Genomic DNA, 15,721 nt, shown 5'->3' on the forward strand with positions numbered 1-15,721 from the left:
CACGTCTGTTTTCGGGTAGGAGATAAAACACATGAATAACAATTTAATTAAAAAGTTTCTTTCTTTTTCATATGGTAGTTTTTTAGGTCTTATTATTGGATTTATTACAACAATGATAACAACTAGAATATTGCAGCCAGAGGAATTTGGTAAAGTTTCGATGTTTACTTTAGCAATTAATATATCAATGATATTTGCTATTTTTGGCACAGATCAAGCATTTGTCAGGTTTTTTTATGAAGAGGAAAAATCTAAAAGAGGCGGTTTACTATATAGTTGTTTGAAACCGGTCTTCTATTTAACGTTATTTTTACTTCTGACATTTTTATTCTTCAAAAAAAAATTATCTCTAATGTTATTTGGGGAGTACAATAGTATAGTTGCAGCAATGTTGGCGTTGGGGATTGTAGTACAGATTCTTTACAGGTATGCTTCCTTGGTAATTAGAATGCAACAAAAGGGGCATTTATTTTCTTTAATTGAGTTATTAAATCGTATATTTACATTCATTTTAATAATAATGTTTTACTTAATAATGGGCCCTACTTTTGAAATAGTTGTATATTCAACAGTGTTTACCTTTTTATTTCTTACTATTTATCTAATATATAATCAAAAGAATATGTGGAGTTTTAAGTACTATTCAGAGAATTCTTTAAAACATAATAATAAAGAAATACTTAAATATAGTTATCCACTAGTCTTAACAACTCTAATTACATGGCTTTTTGAAGCGTTTGATAAAATTGCTTTAAGACAATGGGCGGATTTTCAAGAATTAGGGTTATATTCTTCCGCTTTCAAAATTGTAGCTCTACTTACAATTTTCCAGAAGGTCTTCGCAACTTTTTGGACCCCAGTAGCATATGAATCTTTTGAAAATAACCCAAATAACACCATGATTTATAGCAATGTATCAAAAATAGTTACTTTCTTAATGTCTATTGTTGCAATAGTTACCATCATGGCAAAGGATTTAATTGTAGTTTTACTTGGGCCTGAATATCAAGGGGCTAGTAAAATTCTTCCTTTTCTTGTTTTTATGCCATTGATGTATACAATTTCTGAAACAACTGTATTAGGCATAAACTTTTATAAAAAGCCTAAATGGCATATTGTAATAGCGGGTGTTTCTTGTATATGTAATATTATAGGGAATTGGGTTTTGGTTCCACAATTTGGAGGGTTAGGAGCTGCACTTTCTACAGCTTTCTCTTTTCTTGTGTTTTTTATGTTAAGAACACATATTTCTCTAAAATATTATAAAGTAAATTACGGACTTGGGAAATTATATACCTCAATTGTAATTGTGACTATAGTTAGTAGTCTTGCAACTTATAATGATAGGTCTTTATTTAATTTGCTTTTTGGAGCCATTTGCATTATTTTTTTAGTTTTTCTATATATAAAAGATATAAAGATTATATACGCATTAAAGCGGTCTTAATATACGAATATTAGCCGGAGATTTATTCCGAAAGTTGAATAATATTGTTTAAAGTTCAGATTTCTTTTGTAAAAAGATGATATTTTTTTTTGCTAAAACTCTATGAGGTAACACAACAAGGAACTCTAAGATAAGTGGTTCTCTGGTGTGGTATTGTATTCCGGATTTTTGGTGGGTAGCAAGAATATTCTTATATAAAATTTATTAAGTACAAATAAGATGATAAATTAGGATTCTAAAAAGGAATGGTACTATGTTTTTTCTATTAAGTTTGCTTAACGTAATTTTATATTTAATAAATGGAAAGACAGCAGTAATTTTTTCATTTATTTCAATAATTATCTTATATAGAAGATATAAAGGGGGAACTTTGAGGAAATTTTTGCCACTAATAATATTTACTTCTGCATTTTATAATATTAACCTAGTATCTAATTTTTCATTGATGAAACTGTGTTTGATTATATATATTTTAATTATATTTATAAGTACTTTATATAAAAACTATAGAATAAATATATTAGTTTTCTTAATAGCCTTTTCCTCTATCATATTTATTTTAATAGGAGTTTTTCTATCACTAGATCCTATAGAGAGCTTTAAGAATACATTAAATTTAATTCTTTTTATTTTAGTTATATTAGTAACATTTTTATATGTTGACAATAACCCTACGATAAAAAAAGAAGAGATACATAATTATATAAACATGTATTTATCAGTTTGTATTTCGTTGGCAATTGGCTTAATTTTACAATATTTATCTTTTTATGTATTTAATATAAAATTGGGTGAAATCTTTACTTATTCGGAAAGAACGATTTTCAATCTATATTTTATTCCTAAAAGTACTCTTTCTGCATTCGTTTGTAGTGGAGCTATTATAATATTAATAAGATTATATAAAAATTTCAAATTTCGAAGTTTTATAGTTTTTAGTTTATTATTATTAGCAAATATTATTAACACTTCTCGAACTGGCTTAGTTGTATTAATACTAGTATTTACTTTATATGTAATTATGAATACTAAATATATTTATAAGAATTTTAAAACTTTCCTATTAATATTTATATTAATAATTAGTTTTTTTGGAGCGTCTGAATTACTTTTAGAAGGTAGAACATCTACAGCTTTACTTGATGATAATGGAAGATTTGATTTAATATTTAACTCTAAAGAAGTAATATTTGATAATTTAATTTTAGGTATAGGTTCAAGCTGGCCTGATTTACATAAGTATGGGATTACTATGGAAATTCATAACTTTGTAATTCAATATCTACTACAAATGGGAATTATAGTTACAATATCTCTATTATTTTTATTATTTTACATTCTAACCAAGATTTTATATTCAGAATACTTTTATGTTGTTTTATTTGTTTGCCTAGTTGGGGCATTTTACACTTATTGGCATAATTCTTTATTTATTAATCCTATAATAATAATTGGAATCATCTGTTCAAAAAGAAATTATAAGTTGTTATAATTGTATATTTAAAATATTATAATGTAGTTATTGTTACCTTAATCCACTTTAATATAATGATGATCAATACTATAAAGTGTAATATGCTTTATCATGAAATTAAAAGATAGCTCGAAATCAAACAGAATCTTGCAATAAACTGATTGAGGGAGAAACTTGTCTTTGACTCAAAAGTTTCATTCCCTATTTATTTTGTATTCATATGATTTTTTCTGCAGAGAGTATGGAGGATAATTGTACTCTTTCGCCATATAGTATAATTCGTCTAATTATACTAATGTAGTTTTAGTAAGATAGCTACTTAATGGTGTTAAAATTTATAAGTTTGTCTATTTTAGATATTCTATACTGAAATCTTCATATTTCATTAGTTTTACAGGACAATTTCTAATTGGGATCCAACTAGTTCAGAGAATTGTCCTGAGAATTTTTAGATAAAGCAGTTTATATTCTAGTTATAGAGATGACCAAGTTAGGTTTTTCCAGACTAAGATTAGCATCAAGGAGTTTTCAGAGATATTTTTAATAAAAAATTGAACTTTTTTATTATTTTGAAGTGTTTTAATTTTATCCAGTCAAAGTATTAATTCTTAATCCACTTTCCATATATATTAGTTACAAACCAAGAAGTTTCGTTAGCTTTTTTAACTGTTACTTTGCTACCCATACCGGATAGTGTCAAAGTTGTTGAATCAAATGGAAAGAATGATTGGCCATCTTTACACTTTATAATATAGGAAAGATTTTCTTCGTTGATAAATGTGATTTCTTCATTATGCATTTTAGTTGCATCTAATATTTTTGTAACCGGAGTTAGTGCTCCTTTGTTTGAAAATATAGTATAAAAATCGTCATCGAACATAACGGGACCTGATACTGTATCTACTAATTTATGAACTTTATTTTGATCAATAACCATGCAACTTTCTTCTAACATCTGAGCGAACTTGATAGTGCCATTTATTATTTTTGTATTACATAAAATGAAATTTTTTGCTGGGTTCTTATTTGTAATGTCATTTACTATGATGGACTTCCTTAATGGATCCTTCCTTGAATGAATCAAGATTAAATCATTAAATTCTACTCCACCTAAATGATAAGTGTTTGGTGTTGATGAATCATTTGGGTCAAATAAAGATATAGCAGCATTACTTTCTAAGTGTTGCCCCTTTTCACCATTAGGATATAATAATTTAAAATTATTAAAAGTTATTTTTAATCCAGCATCATACCATCTATATAGGCGTATACCGTTTTTGAAATTATTTTTTGTTTGACAATTATTTAAGATTATTTCTCCTTTAAGGTTTTTGATGGCCACACGATTAAAATAGTCTCCACCCGCATTTCCTGTGAAATTACTCATTAATGTCTCAAATCCATATAATCCACCTTCGGTTATTACATTATTCATAGTTATAGAAACGTTTTTTATTGGTGATTCATCCTTATCACCAAATAAAAGCCATAAACAAAAGAATACTCCTCTTTTACCGTTACTCTTTAAAATAATATTATCAAAGACTAAACCTTCTAAAAACATGGTATCATTGTCAGGTTCAAAATCTATACCTGCTTGTGGGTCTGCACCTGTTGAGTTATTGAATTGACTGTTCTGCACATATAACCCTTTAACACTACTCACTGTAAGTCCATTTCTTCTATTGTCATCACAGATTACATTATTAATCCATGTGTTTCCCGAGAATCTAGTACCTTGCATAGGAACAGCACCGATATATATTCCATCTCCCCAACACTCTATTACTTTCGAGTGTTGTATTTTTACGTTAGTTGTACCTTGTAACGTAATTCCATGCCCCCACTCTCCTGAAGTTCCTATATGATTATATTTATCACCTACTATAGAAATATTTAATAATGTAACATTAGAGACATCTTTAAGGAATAATATATTATATTCTTTTAACCTAGAAGGATTTTTAATAAAAATAGCACCTTCTTCAAATTCTAATATAGAATTACTTTTGATAATAATATCTTCTTCAATGTGATATGTTCCAGTTTTGAAGATAAACTTTCCATTTCCATTACATAATAAGTTATTGATATTAGTACTATCATTACTAGTGCCAGTGGGTTGTATTACCTTTATTGAATTTGGGTGATTATTTTCTTTTGATTTCTCGTTACTATCTTTTAATATATCTAATCGTTGGAATATCAAATTATCCCCCTCCTTTTTGACTGTATAGCCAAAAAAGAAACCAAAAATCAAAAGTAAACTAGTCCATAGAAAATTTCTTCGTTTCAAGGTATTTCTCTCCCTTTTATTTTGTTTTATTAACTAATTTAGATTTGATGATAGACTAAATAAAAAAACTTCAATCTAATGATACCTTCTTCTATCACTTAGTATTAGTTTTTTTATTAAATGAATGATAAAAAGTTTTTTCGATTTTTATTTATTTATCTATTTGAACTAAACACTCATTTTGGATTTGAGTCAATATATTGGACACAAAAAGGTTAAATCTTAAACTGTTCCTAATTAGATCTGGCTGGTAGGGTTTGATAGCCCAAGCTACTGTAAATTCTTTTTCGGTTATACCAACCTTCAATAAATTGGAACATTGCTAATTTAGCTGTTTGATAGTCTAGATATTGTGCGTGGTTGACTTCTTCTTTTTTTATAGGGCATGAAAGGATTCAATACAGGCATTATCGTACGGGCAACCTTTCTGACTAAAGGATTGATTAATATGATGGCTTTGGATATGTAAACTCACTGCTTGTATATTGTGAGCCAAGATTCGTTTGAAGAACTAAGACCTTCGAGGGCTTTTGTGATAGTGTGCGTCATTGAAAGCTTTTATGACCAGTTCTGTTGTCATTGAACGAGAAAAAGAATACCCTGCTATTTTCTTAGAATAAAGGTCCAAAACCGATTTTTTCTTAGTAGTAGAACGAATTCTTGCCTTGCTCATTTAACGTTGAACACGCCTAAGACTTAGGGAAAAACCTTTGGTTAATAAGCTTTCATGGATCTTTGGAGACCTTCCTTGCTTTCCAAGTAAATGAGATGAATTTCTTTCGTGAGTTCTTTGTTTTCCTGTTCAATATTTGATACGATTATTTGAAGGGATCCTTTGGAGTCATGGACTTTTCCCTAAACCAATAGGAGTAAATTCTTTAATCCATTTATAAATGGTAACTTCTGATACGCCATATTCGCCGCTTAATTCTTTGACCAAATTACCCGAGTGATAAAGATTTACAATAGTTTTTTTAATTCATTATTATATTTTTTACCTGTATTCTTACGTTCCAAGACGGACACATCCTCTCAAAAATCATTGTAAGGACTTAACTAAAATGTGTCCATGAAACTATACTAACTCCATTTGCCCGATAATATTAAAAATTTAAAAGTTCTAATAGTGAATTATTTATTTTTACTACTTAAAAAATTATTGCTTAATGTTTATGATTAAGGACTTTAGATTATTATCCTATATCCCTTAATCGGAAAGCTTGAAAAATATATTGAGACATAATTTAAACTCATGCTATGATTACAAACAGAGATATAATGGGGTTGCTTATGGAGACAAAATAGTTAAATGAACTTAGTAATTTTGACTTTATTAAACTAGCAATCTCTTACACCCATTATTTAATAGGTATTATAATATATTTGAATACCTATAAATCTATGGGTTCAATTTTAATATTAAGAAATAGATCTGTTTTTTATAAAAAGGAGAAGATGATGAATAATAATTACGAGGGCGATTTGTCTATGTTACATAATGAATTAATATTATTACTGGAATTAACTAATGGAAATGATACAGTAACGATTAAAGAAGAATTATTTTTAAACATCGACTGGAACAAATTTCTACAGCTGGCAAGGCATCATCGAGTTTTCCCATTAATTTATTCAAAGATAAATAAGATAAATAATGAATTTATTCCTTCTCATGTAGTTCAAACTCTATATCAAGATTATAAAATAAATACTATAAAAATGCTTCAACTAAGTGGGGAAATGGGGGAAGTAAGTGAATGTTTTACTGAAAATTCTGTAAATCTCTTATATTTAAAAGGTCCAGTAATTGCTAATGAAATATACGGTGACATTTCTCTTAGAACTTCTAAGGATTTAGATATTCTTATTGAAAAGAAAAATTATAATAGAGTTGAAAAATTACTATTGAATCTTGGATACGAGAAGGAAGAACATTCAATAACATTTATTGATTGGAAATGGAGGAAACACCATGAGGCATTCTTTCATCCAGAAAAGAAAATTCAGATTGAAATTCATTGGCGACTTCATCCTGCACCCACTAAAGAACCGAGTTTTAATGAATTGTGGAAACGAAAAAGAGAGAGTAAATTGACTGGCTATCCAGTCTATTATCTAGGAAATGAGGATTTATTTTTATATCTAGTTGCTCATGGTTCCAGGCATGGATGGTTTCGACTTCGATGGTTGGCGGATATCGACCAAATGGTAAGAAAAGATGAAATTACAAACCAAGATAAAATAATTTTAAAAAAGTTTCAAAATAACCATTTGGGAAAACAAAACGTTCTTTTAATAGGGCAAGCATTAATACTAGCCTCTCTATTGTTAAAAACTCCACTTAGTAAAGATAAACATACATATACAACAGGGAAAAAATCTAGAAAGTTAGCAAATTTAGCTATAACTAATATAGTAGAAATAGGGAATACAGAATTGCATAATATAAAAGAGGATATGAATATTGCCCAAGGAAATTATTTTTATTCAAAAATTCGAAAATCTTTCTCTTTTAACCTATATAAATTTTCAATAAAGTCAAAAATACAGAAGGGAATATTTATTCTTACATTATTAACTCCTAGTTCTAAAGATATAGATACAATAAGGCTGCCTAAACCACTATTTTTTTTGTATTTTCCTTTACGTCCATTTTTGTTGTTTTGGAGAAAGATTAATAAAAATGTTAATTAAGGTTATGGTGTAAAAATGGGGTGGGAAATACTTATGAATTTACATTTTTAGTTTTATGAATAAATGTTAGGTTGTACTATAATTTAGACAAAACATCGAATTAGTATGCAAATTCATACTAATTGAGGTGTTCTTCTTATGAAAAAAATTATTCTAGCCCTTCAGTGGAAGAAGCTTCTCTTTAATAATTGACTGTCCGTTCTACTTTTAGCTATCACTTTTGAATTGACGTCATATACGAGTCTTTATACTAACAGTTAAATCATCCTCTGTGAGACTAATCATATTAAAGGTTTTTAATAAATAAGCTTAAAGGATCTGAGACCAAAAAATTATTAGGTTTTTCTTCATAAAGGTTTTAATCTTCCAACCTTTCTGAAGTTTTTCACTAAAATTAAATTATCCCTCATTTATATCTTGTTCAGATCCACTATATGAGTACTGATATTTTAACTTTAAACTGTATTATCTGGGTAATTTATCAAAGATGGTGAGCTCTAAAAAAGAGCGATTGAAATAAATTTTACAAAGTAAAAGGTTCTCATATTTAGAGATTTTTTACTTTAAAAATTTGTTGACATAGGCATAAATAGATGGTAATTTTAGCTTATGTAATTCGTTATAAAGAACAACCCGTTCTTATATGAGGTAAAAGGGATGTCAATATCATACTGATGGTAAAAATCATCAGAAGATAAATCAACAGTAGTACATTTAAAATAGAATTTTATTCAAGTGAATTTTTTTATAAAAGATTGTCTATACAGATCAAAGACAATTGTTGATGAATTCATAAAGAAAGGAGGAATATTTATGCCTCTATTACAAATGAAAGAAATATGGACACCTTTAAAATTAGTTGGGGTGAAATTTTTTAAATCAGATGATAGAAGTGTTTTCATCAAAGTTTTTAACCAACATAGAAGAAAGATAATGTGATTAATTTACATAACAAAACAAGCAGGGGGAAAACATGAGTGCTATAGCCGGTATTTATCATTTTAATGAAGAGTCTATAAATCTTCAACAATGCCATAATTTGATGTCGGCTTTACAAAAGTACCCTGCTGATTCGATTCAGATGTGGCATTCTGAAAAGATTTTCCTTGGTTGTCATGCTCAATGGATCACGCCAGAATCTGTTGGAGAGCAGCTCCCATTTTATGATTTTGAAAGGCAGTGTACCATCACTGCTGATGCAATTATAGATAATCGTGATGAGTTATTTCAGAGGTTACAAGTTAAGCCATCCACTCAAAAGGGCATGACGGATAGTGAACTAATTCTCCTTTCCTACTATAAGTGGGAGGAAGATGCGCCCAAATTTTTAGTAGGGGATTTTGCTTTTGTCATTTGGGACGAAAAGAAACAGAAGTTGTTTGGGGCAAGGGATTTTTCGGGGAGCAGAACTCTTTATTATCACCAAAACTATCAGAAATTTGCATTTTGCACGACTATGGATCCACTTTTGTCATTACCTTTTATTGAAAAAAAGTTGAATGAGCAGTGGCTTGCTGAGTATTTGGCAGTATCGGGAATGGTTGATGCAGTAGATTCTTCAATAACGCCGTATACAACCATAAATCAGATACCACCATCCCATAGCTTAACAATAGAGAATAATAGGATAACGTTAAAACGATATTCCTATTTAACTCAGGGGGATAAGTTAAAACTTAAATCTAATGAAGATTACATCGAAGCATTTCAAAGTGTCTTCCAGGAGGCTGTTACATCTAGATTAAGGACACATCGGAAAGTTGGTGCCCAGTTAAGTGGTGGGTTGGATTCTGGGGCTGTTGTTGGCTTTGCTGTGAATAAATTGCAGCGGAAAAGCACTGCACTACATACATATAGTTATATTCCTCCCGAAGATTTCAAAGATTTTACGCCTAAATATTTTTTTGCAGATGAGCGGCCTTTCATTAAATCGACGGTAGGACATGTTGGTGGCATTATTGATCATTATTGTGACTTTAAGGGGAAAGATTCCTATTCTGAAATGGAAGACTTTCTTGACATCATGGAGATGCCATATAAGTTTTTTGAAAATTCTTTCTGGTTGAAAGGAATGTTTGAAAAAGCGAATGAGGATGACGTAGGTGTGTTGCTTAATGGGGATAGAGGGAACTTTTCAATTTCCTGGGGGTTCCCCTTAGAGTATTACTCGCTCCTATTAAAAAGATTAAAATGGGTTCGACTTTACCAAGAGTTGGACCATCATAGGAGAAATGTTGGTGGATCTAGATTGCGAAAGATGAAAGCTATTGCTAGAATCGGCTTTCCAATCATTGAGCGGATTTTTCCGGAAGGCGCGCCATATAAAATTCCTTCCTTAATCGCTCCAAGATTTGCAGAAGAAATAGGCGTGTATGACAAATTTAAAGAATTCGGCATGGATGAAACAGGCTGGTATTCGAATTCTGATATTTTTAATGAAAGAAAAAAGCATTTTGAAGATATCTTTCAATGGAATGCAGGGAATACGCTTTCCACAAAGCTCTCCTTACGATACAAGTTGTGGAAGCGAGATCCGACGAATGATATCCGTGTTATTCGGTTTTGTTTATCACTTCCGGAAGGTCAATATGTACAAGATGGCATGGATCGTGCCCTGATTAGAAATGCTACAGTGAATTTCTTGCCCGATAGAGTAAGGCTTAACCAAAGGTACAGGGGTGTGCAAGGAGTTGATTGGATACACCGGATGCTTCCTAAATGGGGTGAATTCATAGAGGAGATAGAGCAGCTTAGCACAGATGATAAAGCTCTGGAATTCCTGGATGGTCAAGCGATCAAGAATGCATTAGTTACGATAAAAAAAGGAACGGGACCAGAACTTGCTACAAATCCTGAACATAAGTTCCTAATGCGAAGTTTAATCGTGTATCGGTTTTTAAAACAATTTAATTAAAAGGAGGTGAATACTATGAAAAAGGAATGGAAAAAACCTGAATTAGAAATTCTTGATGTTAATCAAACGATGCTTGGAACTGATGGAGAATATACAGATGCTGCTTTCCCATCACATACTCCTAAAGGTGATATAACTTTTAGTTAACCTTTTTTTTGCGCAACAAAGTCTGTTAGGATTCCCCTAAGCCCCTATTCCAGTTAATAGGGGTATGACTTCAATAACAAAGTATTAAACATTAGGACCAGCTAATGAAGAGACGTTATTTATTGTTCGGGGGTATTTATATGATCGATATCAAAAAAAAGACGGTTTATGAAGCGTATGGTTTAACAATTTCAAGTGAAATACCTTTGCCTGAATTGCTTCCTATTAATGTAGAGGATGGTAAAACGGATATTGTTATCGAAAAAGCTGATTTACATACATTATGGTCTGAGCATTCAGTTCCTGATGATGATTTTGTCATTAAGAAAGACTGGATCATGTTCCATGTTTCCAAGACGGCCATTTTCTTGATCCAAAGCGGAAATAGAATAGAATTTTCCCCAATTGATGCGGCACAAGAAGATGAAATTCGACTTTATCTCCTTGGGACCTGCATGGGAGCCATATTGATGCAAAGAAAAATCCTTCCTATACACGGAAGTGCGGTAGCCATAGATGGAAAGGCATATGCGATTGTTGGTGATTCTGGTGCTGGGAAATCGACTCTTGCTTCAGCCTTCTTAAAAAGGGGCTATAAGCTCATGAGTGATGATGTCATACCAGTAACTCTTAATCATGAGAATATACCAATTGTAACACCTTCATATCCTCAACAAAAGTTATGGCTGGAAAGCTTAAATCATTTTGAAATGGATTCAAATAACTATCAGCCACTCATTGTTAGAGAAGATAAATTCGCTGTTCCTGTTCAAAGTCAGTTTTTTTCTGAACCACTCCCGCTTGCTGGTGTATTTGAATTGATCAAGGGAGAAGATTCAGAGATAGATATTAAGCCTATACAATCTCTTCAAAGGTTTTATAAATTGTATCATCATACATACCGTAATTTTTTTATCCAAAAGTCTGGATTGATGGACTGGCATTTTAATACTTCTGCTAGAATGATCAAGAAAATTGAGTTTTTTCAAATACGCAGACCAACAAATCGTTTTACAGCAACAGACTTATCGGAAATAATTTTACATGTATTAAAAGGGGAGGAAATGGTTCATGAATATTAATCAACTTGATACGAAAACTCTATATAGCCAAAGTCCAGGAAACATAGTAAGTGATATGGATGGGGAAAAAGTGATGTTAAGCGTTTCTAACGGAAAATATTATAATTTAGGTGAGCTGGGCGGAGAAATATGGGAGTTAATGAAGGAACCCATTTCAATTCAAGAGTTAGTTACAACATTGCAGTCACAATATAATGTCGATCCAGCCGATTGTATGTCACATGTCACTGACTTTTTAAATCAATTGTTAGAACAAGGCTTAGTTAGTATCAAATCCTAGTAATGAATCTTTATCTTTAGGCTCTAGGAGGATAAAAAATGAATATCATAAAGAAAGCTCAGACTTTTCTTCGATTGAATTTTAAGACAAAGTTGCTGTTTATCGAAGCTTTTTTACATTTAGGCAGGGCCCGTTATCTTAAAAGCCTTTCATTTTCAAAGGTTGCCCCAACACTTGGTGAGCAGATGGAAGAGTCATCATATGACTTGAATGCAGCGAATAAAGAGACTTTAGCAAATGTATCGAGGGCTATTAATATTATGAGCCGCTATACCATATGGGAAAGCCAATGTCTTGTTAAAGCTATTGCAGGTATGAAAATGCTGGAAAAACGAAAGATTGATAGTACTCTCTATTTAGGTACAGCTAAAGATGAGAATGGAGGGCTCATTGCACATGCTTGGCTACGCAGTGGACCTTTTTATCTAACTGGTTTTGAAGTGATGGATAGGTTCACTGTTGTTTCTAAGTTCTCTAAAAAGAACAATTCTAGGAAGCTGACGGAACAAGAGTCTGGTTAATAATCTTATATTAGGAAGTTTATAATACCCCAGGTGTTGAGTATCAATAATGAATATAAGCAGATCCATGAGCCCACGCTTCACCAACCCCACACATACTCATTTATTTCTTCATCTTCAATGTGAATTAATAATCTTAGAAAAGTGGATACCCAATACCTTTCCTTCTATTTTCGCTCTTTACCACAATAAAATATGGTGCCACCGGGTAACATGGAGGAAAACGATTAAATAGGGCCTGCGAATGGAGGACATGATTATGAAGCATCTCTTACTTTTTACCAAACGAATACATGATTATTCGGGGAAAATTCTATATATCAATCTTATTTGTATGATTTTAATAGGTTTTTTAGAAGGTGTAGGAATTTTCTTATTGATCCCATTGATTGGATTGACCGGTGTAATGGATATAAAAACGGATGAAGTTCCTTTCTTAAGCTGGGTTAATGAATTATTCTTAGGAATCCCGGAAACGCTCAGTCTTATATTAATACTTGGAGTTTACGTGATATTAATGGTAGGACAAAGTGTATTTAAGCGGAATCAAACAATCCTGGGAGTGAAAATCCAACAGGGTTTTGTTAGAAAGTTAAGGGATGAGGCGTATGGCAGTCTGCTGCAAGTGAATTGGGGGTTTTACCTAAAAAAGAGGAAAACCGATATTATCAACATCATGACTAATGAAACCTTCAATGTGAGTGCAGGGATAAATTTATTTTTACAGTTTATAGCCTCCCTTATATTTACTTTCATTCAAATCGGTATAGCCTTTTATTTATCTGTTCCAATGACGAGCTTTATAATAGCCTTTGGGTTCATCCTTATTTTTTCGTCCCGGAAATTTGTGAAAAAGTCTCAGTCTATAGGAAAGGAAACCTTTCAGTTAACACAAACATATTTAGCGGGTATGACAGATCACCTTAACGGAATGAAAGATATCAAAAGTAATTCACTAGAGGAGTCTCATTTGAATTGGTTTCTTTCTTTAAGTGAGAGAATGGAAAAAAACAGAATCAAGTTAACGACGTTAAATACAACTTCCCAAATGATCTTCAAAATCGTATCTTCACTTTTAATTGCCATTTTTGTGTTTTTTTCGATAAAGATGTTCATGGCCCAGCCAGCACAATTAATGCTGATCATGGTTATTTTCTCAAGGTTATGGCCAAGGTTCACTAGCATTCAATCTAATTTAGAGCAAATAGGATCTACGCTTCCATCTTTTAAAGCATTGTCGGATTTACAAAACGAATGTAGAGTTGCGAGAGAGTTATATGAATCCGATTATAAAAATATCAAGCCTATTGAAATTAAACGAGGGTTAGATTGTCGTAATGTGTATTTTAGTTATGATCAAAGTGAGAGTACGTATGCCCTTAAAAATATAAACGTACACATTCCCTCTAACCGGATGACGGCTATTGTAGGGCGATCGGGTGCCGGAAAAAGCACCTTAATAGATATTTTAATGGGGTTGAATCAGCCTAATAAGGGTGAAGTCAGAATAGATGATACTCCCCTTACAAATGACCGCTTATTATCGTTGCGGAGGTCCATAAGTTATATTCCACAGGATCCATTTCTCTTTAATGCAACAATAAGGGAAAATTTGCTGATCATTGACCCTGATGCAAGTGATGAATCCATATGGGAGTCTTTGGAATTCGCTGCAGCTGCCGATTTTGTCAGAAAGCTTCCTCAAGGTTTGGATACACTCATAGGTGATCGAGGTGTCCGCCTGTCAGGAGGAGAAAGACAGCGTCTAGTACTGGCCAGAGCGATTCTGCGTAAACCAGCCATCCTTGTTTTGGATGAAGCAACAAGTGCACTGGATACCGAAAACGAAGCAAAGATTCAATCTGCAATTGAAAGATTAAAAGGAAAAATGACCATCATTGTAATAGCTCATCGATTATCGACGATTCGCAATGCCGATCAAGTGTTGGTCATGGATCAGGGAGAAATTATTCAGGTCGGTGAATATAACCAATTAGCGAGTGAAAAAAGAGGGATGTTTAGCAATTTATTAGGGATCCAAATGGAATCAAGTGTGTAAACTCTAAAATATATAATAAACAGTCAGGTTACAGCCATATTATGGTTTGTAATGCTGGCTTTTTTTCTTAGGGAAAATTAATTAAAACTGAATCATTTTATTACTAGTAAAGCCAATTGATTCGAAATACTTTTTCAGTATAGCAAATATGAGTTAATTATAGGATTATATCTCTATTTTTTTAATAAAATTGTTTAAAGAAAGCGCATTTTACCTGAGTTATATGTTGTAATGTCACTTTTTGATGAATGATGTGGAAAAATGACATAAAAAAACGAATAATATTATGAGCAATTGTTACGTTTTTAAGTATAATTAATATTAATATAGTATTAAAGTAGGGGAATTTTTTTTGAGGACATGATGGCTGAGCGCCATGAAAACAGAGAATCAAAAAGTCTTTTTCAATAGATTTAAATGAAGGATTAATATATTCTTGGGAAAGGCAAACCTATTGAAAAGTAGGGACGCAAAATTACAGGTCTAAGGCTAAATGCTATGGCGGCTGAGTTACCACAAATGGGGCGGAATTTGTCATGAAAGCAAAAAATGAATTAGAAGAATGGGTTTATTTAATTTTAGAGGCTAAAAATTTAGGATTATCCATTGAAGATGTACGGGAGTTCATCTTAGGTAATAGAGATAATAAGTTCCTAATGAGTTAATAAATATTTACTTTATGGAAGACTGATATTCAGTCTTTTTTTTATGGACTTTTTTACCAAAAACATATGAAAGGGTATCCTGAACAATGAATCATGGACACAATATTAAAATCAACTTAAATGAGAGGGATTTTTATTATGG

At 31.5% G+C, this 15,721-nt stretch carries 12 protein-coding genes, 1 pseudogene and 1 riboswitch; of the genes and pseudogenes, 11 read left to right on the plus strand and 2 right to left on the minus strand.

The annotated features are described in order from the left end of the window. The first annotated feature begins 31 nt into the window (after positions 1–31). Together AC1DVK_RS03995 and AC1DVK_RS04000 are read left to right on the plus strand one after the other, a co-directional pair. Complete coding sequence (locus AC1DVK_RS03995; protein WP_477625897.1) at positions 32–1,447, plus strand: lipopolysaccharide biosynthesis protein; 1,416 nt, start codon at positions 32–34, stop codon at positions 1,445–1,447. A gap of 253 nt (positions 1,448–1,700) precedes the next feature. Continuing rightward, positions 1,701–2,939 carry a hypothetical protein gene (locus AC1DVK_RS04000; RefSeq protein WP_477625898.1) on the plus strand — a complete coding sequence of 413 codons (1,239 nt, stop codon included), beginning with the start codon at positions 1,701–1,703 and terminating at the stop codon, positions 2,937–2,939. A gap of 583 nt (positions 2,940–3,522) precedes the next feature. Here the strand turns inward: AC1DVK_RS04000 and AC1DVK_RS04005 are convergent. Together AC1DVK_RS04005 and AC1DVK_RS04010 are read right to left on the minus strand one after the other, a co-directional pair. Further along, on the minus strand, positions 3,523–5,217 hold the full coding sequence (locus AC1DVK_RS04005) for a hypothetical protein (protein ID WP_477625899.1): 1,695 nt from the start codon (positions 5,215–5,217) through the stop codon (positions 3,523–3,525). Between the two features lie 233 nt (positions 5,218–5,450). Then, positions 5,451–6,196, minus strand: a pseudogene (locus AC1DVK_RS04010) (integrase core domain-containing protein). Positions 6,197–6,675: 479 nt separating this feature from the next. On the opposite strand from AC1DVK_RS04010, the gene AC1DVK_RS04015 reads away from it, so the two are divergent. The 9 genes from AC1DVK_RS04015 to AC1DVK_RS04055 all read left to right on the plus strand — a co-directional run bounded on the left by AC1DVK_RS04015 (position 6,676) and on the right by AC1DVK_RS04055 (position 15,579). Next, positions 6,676–7,911: a nucleotidyltransferase domain-containing protein gene (locus AC1DVK_RS04015; protein ID WP_477625900.1), complete on the plus strand. Its 1,236-nt coding sequence runs from the start codon at positions 6,676–6,678 to the stop codon at positions 7,909–7,911. Positions 7,912–8,724: 813 nt separating this feature from the next. Continuing rightward, entirely contained in the window at positions 8,725–8,850 is a 126-nt protein-coding gene (locus AC1DVK_RS04020; protein WP_410861931.1) for a hypothetical protein, read from the plus strand. Between the two features lie 34 nt (positions 8,851–8,884). After that, complete coding sequence (locus tag AC1DVK_RS04025) at positions 8,885–10,825, plus strand: lasso peptide isopeptide bond-forming cyclase (RefSeq protein ID WP_477625901.1); 1,941 nt, start codon at positions 8,885–8,887, stop codon at positions 10,823–10,825. 15 nt (positions 10,826–10,840) lie between these two features. Next, complete coding sequence (locus AC1DVK_RS04030; RefSeq protein ID WP_141133597.1) at positions 10,841–10,972, plus strand: paeninodin family lasso peptide; 132 nt, start codon at positions 10,841–10,843, stop codon at positions 10,970–10,972. 140 nt (positions 10,973–11,112) lie between these two features. Then, positions 11,113–12,054: an HPr kinase/phosphorylase gene (locus AC1DVK_RS04035; RefSeq protein ID WP_477625902.1), complete on the plus strand. Its 942-nt coding sequence runs from the start codon at positions 11,113–11,115 to the stop codon at positions 12,052–12,054. Further along, a complete protein-coding gene (locus tag AC1DVK_RS04040) occupies positions 12,044–12,334 on the plus strand; it encodes a lasso peptide biosynthesis PqqD family chaperone (protein ID WP_477625903.1) in 291 nt (96 codons plus the stop codon). The genes AC1DVK_RS04035 and AC1DVK_RS04040 overlap by 11 nt, the downstream gene beginning before the upstream one ends. A 38-nt stretch (positions 12,335–12,372) precedes the next feature. After that, the gene (locus tag AC1DVK_RS04045; RefSeq protein WP_477625904.1) at positions 12,373–12,855 is read left to right on the plus strand and encodes a lasso peptide biosynthesis B2 protein; all 483 of its coding nucleotides are present in this window, start codon (positions 12,373–12,375) and stop codon (positions 12,853–12,855) included. 259 nt (positions 12,856–13,114) lie between these two features. Beyond that, positions 13,115–14,914 carry an ABC transporter ATP-binding protein gene (locus AC1DVK_RS04050; protein ID WP_477625905.1) on the plus strand — a complete coding sequence of 600 codons (1,800 nt, stop codon included), beginning with the start codon at positions 13,115–13,117 and terminating at the stop codon, positions 14,912–14,914. A 434-nt stretch (positions 14,915–15,348) separates the two neighbouring features. Continuing rightward, a riboswitch (cyclic di-GMP riboswitch) is annotated at positions 15,349–15,432 on the plus strand. 18 nt (positions 15,433–15,450) lie between these two features. After that, positions 15,451–15,579: an anti-repressor SinI family protein gene (locus AC1DVK_RS04055; protein WP_477625906.1), complete on the plus strand. Its 129-nt coding sequence runs from the start codon at positions 15,451–15,453 to the stop codon at positions 15,577–15,579. The last annotated feature ends 142 nt before the right edge of the window (positions 15,580–15,721 follow it).

Source organism: Peribacillus sp. P4_B1, assembly GCF_056402395.1.

Bases quoted from the DNA above. Each gene is read 5' to 3' on its own strand.
- AC1DVK_RS04000 (WP_477625898.1), top strand. From the start codon at position 1,701: ATGTTTTTTCTATTAAGTTTGCTTAACGTAATTTTATATTTAATAAAT.
- AC1DVK_RS03995 (WP_477625897.1), top strand. From the start codon at position 32: ATGAATAACAATTTAATTAAAAAGTTTCTTTCTTTTTCATATGGTAGT.
- AC1DVK_RS04025 (WP_477625901.1), top strand. From the start codon at position 8,885: ATGAGTGCTATAGCCGGTATTTATCATTTTAATGAAGAGTCTATAAAT.
- AC1DVK_RS04020 (WP_410861931.1), top strand. From the start codon at position 8,725: ATGCCTCTATTACAAATGAAAGAAATATGGACACCTTTAAAATTAGTT.
- AC1DVK_RS04055 (WP_477625906.1), top strand. From the start codon at position 15,451: ATGAAAGCAAAAAATGAATTAGAAGAATGGGTTTATTTAATTTTAGAG.
- AC1DVK_RS04040 (WP_477625903.1), top strand. From the start codon at position 12,044: ATGAATATTAATCAACTTGATACGAAAACTCTATATAGCCAAAGTCCA.
- AC1DVK_RS04015 (WP_477625900.1), top strand. From the start codon at position 6,676: ATGAATAATAATTACGAGGGCGATTTGTCTATGTTACATAATGAATTA.
- AC1DVK_RS04035 (WP_477625902.1), top strand. From the start codon at position 11,113: ATGATCGATATCAAAAAAAAGACGGTTTATGAAGCGTATGGTTTAACA.
- AC1DVK_RS04045 (WP_477625904.1), top strand. From the start codon at position 12,373: ATGAATATCATAAAGAAAGCTCAGACTTTTCTTCGATTGAATTTTAAG.
- AC1DVK_RS04050 (WP_477625905.1), top strand. From the start codon at position 13,115: ATGAAGCATCTCTTACTTTTTACCAAACGAATACATGATTATTCGGGG.
- AC1DVK_RS04030 (WP_141133597.1), top strand. From the start codon at position 10,841: ATGAAAAAGGAATGGAAAAAACCTGAATTAGAAATTCTTGATGTTAAT.